Source organism: Streptomyces sp. NPDC104814, from assembly GCF_055583185.1.
The window spans coordinates 436,287-443,998 of the sequence record NZ_JBVJOL010000007.1; the positions used below are offsets into that span (position 1 = coordinate 436,287).

The following is a 7,712-nucleotide window of genomic DNA, read 5'->3' on the forward strand; positions in this document are numbered from 1 at the left end:
TCCCCGTCGTCGTACGGCATGGGCGAGCGTCGGCGCCGCGGTCCGGGGGTCGGCCGCCCCGGGTGCAGAACCGTCACTGCAGCGGCGCCACGGCTACCCAACGGGCCGTGGCCACCACCGGTGGCGCGGGGGCGCGGCGGACCACACCGGACGGTGAGCGGGTGGACGCGCGTACGACGGGGCCGCCGTCCGTCGGTTCCGGACGGCGGCCCCGTCGCACGAGGCGCCCGAACGCCGCGGTGTCAGGATTCGCCGAGGCGGCGCAGGTCCTCCTCGTCCCAGGCCCGGGTGTCCCGGGGCTGCGTGTACGGTTCGGCGTCGGCCGGCAGCCCGCCGGCGATGGCCCGCTGCCGCACGGTCTCCGCGTCGAACTCCAGTCCCAGCAGCACCGCGAGGTTGCCGATCCACAGCCACACCAGGAAGACGATGACGCCGGCCATGGTGCCGTAGGTCTTGTTGTACGACGCGAAGTTGGCGACGTAGACCGCGAAACCGCCGGAGGCGATCAGCCAGATCAGCAGGGCGAGGAAGCTGCCGGGGGTGATCCACCGGAACCCCTTGACCTTGGCGTTGGGCGCCGCCCAGTACAGCAGGGCGATCATCACCGTGACCAGGAGCACCAGGACCGGCCACTTGGCGATGGACCACACCGTCAGGGCGGTGTCGCCGAGGCCGAGGGCGTCACCGGCCTTGCGCGCGATGCCTCCGGTGAAGACCACGATGAGCGCACTCACCACGGCCAGCACCATCAGCACGGCCGTGACACCGAGTCGCACCGGGAGGATCTTCCATACGGGCCGGCCCTCCGGCATGTCGTAGACGGCGTTCGCCGCCCGCATGAACGCGGCCACATAGCCGGAAGCGGACCACAGCGCGACGACCACGCCGACGACCGCCATCAGGGAGCCGATGCCGGCGCTTCCCTGCAACTGCTCGACGGCCCGGGTGAGGATGTCGCGCGCCGAACCGGGGGCGAGCTTGCGGATGTTCTCCAGCACCTTGTCCGTGGTCGAGCGTCCGGTGAGGCCGAGGATGGACACCAGCACCAGCAGCGCCGGGAAGAGGGCCAGCACGCCGTAGTACGTCAGGGCGGCCGCACGGTCGGTCAGTTCGTCGTCCTTGAACTCCCGCAGGCTCCCTTTGAGGATCCGCCGCCACGCCCCCTTCGGAAGTTTCGTCGGAGTGTCCGGCGCCCGGCGCTCCACATCGGGCCCGGGACCCATGTCCTCGGGCTCCGGTGCGGGCGCGCGTTCCGCCTCGCCGTCGCCGTGTTCCTTCCGTCCCGGAAGATGCAGCTTCGCCATGCCCGCCGGGTAACCCCCGCGGGCGCCCTCATGCCGCCATGTTGCTCCCGCACCCCCGGCGACCTCGGATTCTGTTGGATTCCGTTCGGATCTTTTCGGTGCAGGGGGTCTTTTCAGGTCACCCCACGACTGTTAAGAAATGAAGCCACACGAGTTACTGACACGTGTCACTCGTTCAATCCCCTCATCCGCCGTTCCCTGGTCCGTCACGGCCTCACGCCTGCCGTCACCGCCCCGGGTGCGCCTGCCCACGACGATCGAGGAGGGCACCGTGGCCCTTTCGTCCCCCGCCGCCACCACCGCCGGCAGCCCCGACGGCCCCGCCCGTCCCGCACGCGGCCTGATGCCGCTGCTGCTGCTCGGCAACACCGCGATGTACGCGCTCTACATCGGCGTCGCCGGCGTCCTGCTCGCCCTCCAGGTGGAGCACGTCGACCCGGCCCACAAGGAGGCCGACCTGGGGCTCGTCACCGGGATCGCGGCGGTCTTCGCGACCGTCTTCAACCCGCTCGCCGGGTCCCTGTCGGACCGCACCCGGCGCCGCAACCCGTGGATCCTGGGCGGCGGGCTGCTCGCGCTGCCCGCGGTGTTCCTGCTCGGCAGCGTGCACACCGTCCTGCTCATCACCATCGGCTGGTGTCTGGTGCAGGCCGTGATGAACGTCTACCAGGCCGCCCTGACCTCGGTCGTCCCCGACCGGATACCGCTGGAGAGCCGCGGCCGGGCGTCGGCCGCCGTGGGTCTCGGCCTGCCGCTGGGCAGCATCGGCGGCGCACTGGTGGCGGCCGCCTTCACCGACCGCTACCGCACCGGCTACCTCCTCTTCGGAGCGCTCGTGGCGGTGACGGCCGTCGTGTTCACCGCTTGTACGCGGGAACAGCGGCTGCCCGTGCGGCCGTCCACGCCGGTGTCGGCGCAGGTCAAGGCGTTCGCCGGGGCGCTGAAAGTGGCCGACTTCCGCTGGGCGTTCATCGGCCGGGCCCTGCTGGTCCTGGGCTACTTCCTGGTCAACACCTATCTGGTCTACATCCTGCAGGACCACATCGACCTGCCCGCCGGGATGGAACCGGCCGAGGCGGTGGCCGTGGTGACGCCGGTGACCAGCGTCGCGATGATGCTCTCCACCGTCCTCGGCGGCTACCTCTCCGACCGGCTCGACCGGCGCAAACTCTTCGTCGGCGCCTCGGCACTGCTGTCCGCGCTGGGCCTGCTGGTCCCGGCCCTGTCCCCCACCTGGCCGGCCGTGCTGGTCTTCGCTGGTGTCGTCGGCCTCGGCTTCGGCTGCTTCATGGCGGTGGACACCGCGCTGGTCACGCTCGTCCTGCCGAGCGCCGAGGACGCCGCCCGGGACATGGGCGTGCTGAACATCGCCAACGCGGGCCCGCAGATCATGGCGCCCTTCGTCGCCTCGGTGATCGTCACCGTCACCGGCGGCTACACCACCCTCTTCGTGGCCGCGGCCGTCCTCTCCGTCGCCGGGGCACTGTCGGTGCGCCCGATCCGCAGCGTGCGGTGACCGGCCTCGCGGTCCCGGAACCAGCCGTACGAACAAGAACGGACACTCACCCATGCAGACGAACCACCGCCCCTGGCCAGCGGCCGGCCGCCGTCGCGGCGCACGCGCCCTCACCGTGACGGCCGCCCTCGGCTCCGCGCTGCTCCTGGGCGCGGCCACGGTCCCCGCCGCCCCCATCCCGCACGGCGAGCGGCCTGCGCTCACCGGCATGCGGGTGCTGCTGAGCAACGACGACTCCATGCAGGCCGCCCGGGCCGACGGCGCCGACGGGCGCGGCCTGTACGAGATACGCAAGGCGCTGTGCGCGGCCGGGGCCGACGTGGTGGTCCTCGCGCCGTGGCAGTACATGAGTGGCGCCGGCACGAGCGTCACCAACAGCGGGACCTTCGCGGCGCAGCGCCGTACGCGGCTGCCCGCCCGCTACGCCGGAGACTGCTCCGATGCGCCCACCGGGGGCGCGGTGTTCGGCCTCTGCCACGCCACCGGCACACCGTCGTGCACGGCCGCCTCATCGAGCGCGACGCCCGCGGACACCGTCCGGTTCGCCCTGCGCGGCGGACTGCGGGCGCTGACCGGCTGGACGGCGGCGCCGGACGCGGTGGTCACCGGCGTCAACTCCGGCCCGAACGTCAGCTCACAGGTGAACGACTCGGGCACCGCCGGGGCCGCGCTGGCCGCCGTCGACGAGCGGGTACCGGCGGTGGCGTTCAGCGCCTGGATCGCGGACGGCTCGACACTGCCGAGCGACAGGACCTACCAGGCGGCGGCCCGCTACGGCGCCGCTCTGCTGGCCCGGCTGCGCGCGCACCGCCTGCTCTCCCCCGCCGATGTGCTGAACGTCAACTACCCGGACCCGACAGGGGGTTCGAGACCCAAGGGTGAGCGCTGGACCCGGGTCGGGGACGGCACGGTGGCCGTGCACACCTACCGGCGGGCAGCCGACGGCACCTTCACCGTGGGCGGCGCGCTGTGCCCGGACGCCCCCGGGTGCCGTACCGAGACGCGTGAGGACGCCGACAGCGCTGCGGTCGCCGCGGGTTACGTCTCCCTGAGCGCCCTCACGCCCGACCGGACCGCGCCCACCGACGAGGACACCACCCGGCTGCGGGCGTACGTCGCCGGACGCCACCACTGACTCATCGCGCCACAAGCCGCCCGCGCGAGCGGGCACACACGAAGGGAAGAAACACGACCGTGCTGCTCAACACCCGTGAATGGGGTACCGGCGAGCGGACCGCTCTGCTGGTCCACGGCATCATGTCCGACGCGCGCACCTGGCACCGGGTCGGCCCGCTGCTCGCCGACCGCGGTTACCGCGTGATCGCCGTCGATCTGCGGGGGCACGGCGGCTCGCCGCATGCCCCCGAGTACTCCCCCGAGTTGTTCGCCGACGACCTGGTCGACACCCTCCCGGCGGGCGCCGACCTCGCCATCGGGCACTCGCTCGGCGGCCTGTCGCTCCTGCTCGCCGTGGACCGGCTGCGGCCCGGCCGCGCGGTGTACGCCGACCCCGCCTGGTCCACCGCCGACCCGCAGGCGGCCGTGGACCCGACGGTGTTCGCCGGCTTCAAGAACGCCGGCCGCGAGCAGATCACCGCGCTCAACCCGGCCTGGGCCGACGAGGACGTGGACGTCGAGCTGGCCACTCTCGCCGACTGGGACCCGCGGACCGCGCACTTCCTCGGCGGCGCGCTCCTGCGGGGGTTCCTGCCGCGGCACGCGGAGGTCCCGTCGCTGGTGGCGCTCGCCGAACCGAGTTTCCTGGTCGGCCCGGCCGACGCGGAGCTGCTGCGCGGCCGGGGTTTCGAGGTGCGGACCGTGCCGGGCGCCGGGCACACGCTCCACCGTGACGATCTGGAGGGGTTCCTCAAGGCGCTCGACGGCTGGATCTGATCGCAGCGTCCGGCCGGCCGGCGGGCATCACCCACGCCGGCCGGCCGGACCCGCCGCGTCAGCCGCCGAGGGCCGCCAGCACCACGCCCTTGGCCTCCTCCTGGACCCGGCCGAGGTGGTCGGCGCCGAGGAAGGACTCGGCGTAGATCTTGTACACGTCCTCGGTGCCGGAGGGGCGGGCCGCGAACCAGGCGTTGGCGGTGCTCACCTTGATGCCGCCGATGGCAGCGCCGTTGCCCGGGGCCTCCGTGAGGACTCCGGTGACGGCCTCGCCTGCCAGGGTGTCGGCGCCGACCTGCGCCGGTGACAACTTGCCGAGCAGCGCCTTCTCCTCGCGGGTCGCGGGCGCGTCGGTCCGCGCGTAGGCGGGCTCGCCGTGACGGGCGGTCAGGTCGGCGTAGTGCTGCGAGGGGGTCCGTCCGGTGACGGCGGTGATCTCCGAGGCCAGCAGGGCGAGCAGGATGCCGTCCTTGTCGGTGGTCCACACCGAGCCGTCGCGGCGCAGGAAGGACGCGCCGGCCGACTCCTCGCCACCGAAGCCGAGCGAGCCGTCGAGCAGCCCGTCGACGAACCACTTGAAGCCGACGGGTACTTCGACCAGCCGGCGGCCGAGGCCCTCGGCGACCCGGTCGATCATCGCCGAGGACACCAGGGTCTTGCCGACACCGGCGTCGGCGGGCCACTGCTCGCGGTGCCGGTAGAGGTAGTCGATGGCGACGGCGAGGTAGTGGTTGGGGTTCATCAGCCCGGCGTCCGGGGTGACGATGCCGTGCCGGTCGGCGTCCGCGTCGTTGCCGGTGGCGATCTGGAAGCGGTCGCGCTGGGCGATGAGCGAGGCCATGGCGTTGGGCGAGGAGCAGTCCATGCGGATCTTGCCGTCCCAGTCCAGCGTCATGAACCGCCAGGTGGGGTCGGTGAGCGGGTTGACCACGGTCAGGTCGATGCCGTGCTGTTCGGCGATGCGTCCCCAGTACGCCACGGACGCCCCGCCGAGCGGGTCGGCGCCGATACGGACCCCGGCCGAGCGGACGGCGTCCAGGTCGAGGACGCTGGGCAGGTCGGCGACATAGGTGCCCAGGTAGTCGTAGCGCCCCGTGGTCGCGGCGGCCAGGGCCCGCGTGTACGGGATGCGGCGGACGTCCTTCAGGCCGTCGCGGATGAGGTCGTTGGCACGGTCCTGGATCCAGGAGGTGGCCTCCGAACCGGCGGGGCCGCCGCTGGGCGGGTTGTACTTGAAGCCGCCGTCGGCGGGCGGGTTGTGCGACGGGGTGACGACGACGCCGTCGGCGAGGCCGGACGTGCGGCCGCGGTTGTGGGCGAGGATGGCGTGCGACAGCGCCGGGGTGGGGGTGTAGCCGTCCGCGCTGTCGATGAGCACGGTGACGTCGTTGGCGGCGAACACCTCCAGCGCGGTGGCCTTGGCGGGCTCGGACAGCGCGTGGGTGTCGGCGCCGAGGAAGAGCGGCCCGTCGATGCCCTGGGCCTGGCGGTACTCGCAGATGGCCTGGCTGGTGGCGGCGATGTGGTCCTCGTTGAAGGCCGTCGCCAGGGACGAGCCGCGGTGGCCGGACGTGCCGAACGCCACGCGCTGGCCCGGGTCGGCCGGGTCCGGGTGCAGTGTGTAGTAGGCGGTGACCAGCCGGGCGACGTCGACGAGGTCCTCGGGTCCGGCCTGCTTGCCCGCTCGCTCGTGCTGCATGTGTGCCCGCTCCTCCGGTTGGGTTCGGTCCCTGGTAGATCGTTCCTGCCCTGCTCATCTTTCCAGGTCGTACGCGGATCCCGCGAGGGTGGGCACGCGTCAGCCGTCGGCGTGGTCGCGTGGCGGCGGTGGCTCACCGGCGGTCAGGTGTTCGAGGACCTCGACGAGTTCCTGGCAGGCCTTCTCGACCGAACGCCGGGTGTTGAGCTGCTCGGTGATCAGCGCCGACAGCAGGAGGGCGGTCAGGGCCATGGAGCCGTTGAACGCCTGGAGTTTGACCATCACCTCGATACGGCTGAGCTGTTCGAAGGGACCGACGCGATCGGTGGCGGCGACGGTGGCCAGAACCGACGTGAGCAGCGCGCACAGCATGCTGCCGGCGAGGCGGAAACGCAGGGCGGCCCAGATCAGCAGCGGATACACCAGGAAGAGCACGCTCAGGGTGGAGTGCGTGGCCAGCGGGATCAGGGCACACGCGATGACGGCGAGAAGGAGGGCCTCCTTCCACCGGGTGAGGGGAGGCCGCTCCCGCAGCGTGTACAGCATCAGCAGCAGCGGGGTGACGATCAGGACGCCCATGGCGTCGCCGACCCACCAGGCCAGCCACACCGGCCAGAAGTCCCCGGCTGGCAGCTTGCCGGTGGCGACGAGCAGCCCGACGCCCGCGAAGGAACTGACCAGCATGGCGGTCAGGGCCCCGAGGAAGACCAGCTGGAGCCCGTCACGTAACCGGCTCAGACTGAGCCGGAAACCGGCACGGCGCAGCAGCAGGCAGGCGCAGACAGGGGCGAGCGTGTTCCCGGCGACGGTGCCGAGCACGTCCATCTGGACGGGGGCGATGGACGCGATGAGCAGCAGCGTGCCCACGGCGACCCCGGGCCAGACCCGCAGACCGAGGATCAGCAGCGCGGCCACGGCGACGCCGGAGGCGGGAAAGATAGGGGTGACGACCGCGCTCTCGACCACGAGCTGGCGCATCAGACCGAGCCGGCCGGCCGCGTAGTAACAAGCGGCGACGGCCAGCGACTGAAGCACGATCACGGCCGGTCGCCGCAGGTCCCGGGAAGCCACCACACCGCCATGAGACACCGCCACCCCGACCGGACAAGACCAGACGCGCCGAAACCCCGCCCTATGGCGGAGCGCAGCCCCACACACCCCGCCGCCGCACCCACAGCTCGCCACGGCGCAGGTGCAGCCGCGCACGGCGGTGAGGGGCCGGGGTGGGGGGTGTCCGCCCGCAGCGTCCGGCACCGACCAACGGCGCCCTCGTCGGAAACGGCGGGCCGGACCGAGGACG

6 protein-coding genes are annotated in these 7,712 nt (G+C 72.5%); 3 read left to right on the forward strand and 3 right to left on the reverse strand.

What is annotated here, in order from left to right; genetic code table 11:
• Positions 1 to 242: 242 nt before the first annotated feature.
• Positions 243 to 1,304: a YihY/virulence factor BrkB family protein gene (locus tag ACZ64A_RS24840; protein ID WP_469813202.1), complete on the reverse strand. Its 1,062-nt coding sequence runs from the start codon at positions 1,302 to 1,304 to the stop codon at positions 243 to 245.
• 271 nt (positions 1,305 to 1,575) lie between these two features.
• On the opposite strand from ACZ64A_RS24840, the gene ACZ64A_RS24845 reads away from it, so the two are divergent.
• Genes ACZ64A_RS24845 through ACZ64A_RS24855 form a run of 3 tightly spaced genes read left to right on the forward strand, consistent with a single transcriptional unit; the run spans position 1,576 to position 4,713 of the window.
• Positions 1,576 to 2,820: an MFS transporter gene (locus ACZ64A_RS24845; RefSeq protein WP_469813204.1), complete on the forward strand. Its 1,245-nt coding sequence runs from the start codon at positions 1,576 to 1,578 to the stop codon at positions 2,818 to 2,820.
• A 52-nt stretch (positions 2,821 to 2,872) separates the two neighbouring features.
• Positions 2,873 to 3,955, forward strand: a complete 1,083-nt coding sequence (locus tag ACZ64A_RS24850) for a 5'/3'-nucleotidase SurE (protein WP_469813206.1) — start codon at positions 2,873 to 2,875, stop codon at positions 3,953 to 3,955.
• A 59-nt stretch (positions 3,956 to 4,014) separates the two neighbouring features.
• Positions 4,015 to 4,713 (forward strand): alpha/beta fold hydrolase, encoded by a 699-nt coding sequence (locus ACZ64A_RS24855; protein ID WP_469813208.1) that lies wholly within the window; start codon positions 4,015 to 4,017, stop codon positions 4,711 to 4,713.
• Positions 4,714 to 4,771: 58 nt separating this feature from the next.
• Here the strand turns inward: ACZ64A_RS24855 and pgm are convergent, their stop codons facing one another.
• Positions 4,772 to 6,412 carry a phosphoglucomutase (alpha-D-glucose-1,6-bisphosphate-dependent) gene (pgm, locus tag ACZ64A_RS24860; protein WP_469813210.1) on the reverse strand — a complete coding sequence of 547 codons (1,641 nt, stop codon included), beginning with the start codon at positions 6,410 to 6,412 and terminating at the stop codon, positions 4,772 to 4,774.
• Between the two features lie 99 nt (positions 6,413 to 6,511).
• Positions 6,512 to 7,486, reverse strand: a complete 975-nt coding sequence (locus ACZ64A_RS24865; RefSeq protein WP_469813212.1) for an MASE1 domain-containing protein — start codon at positions 7,484 to 7,486, stop codon at positions 6,512 to 6,514.
• Between the last annotated feature and the right edge of the window lie 226 nt (positions 7,487 to 7,712).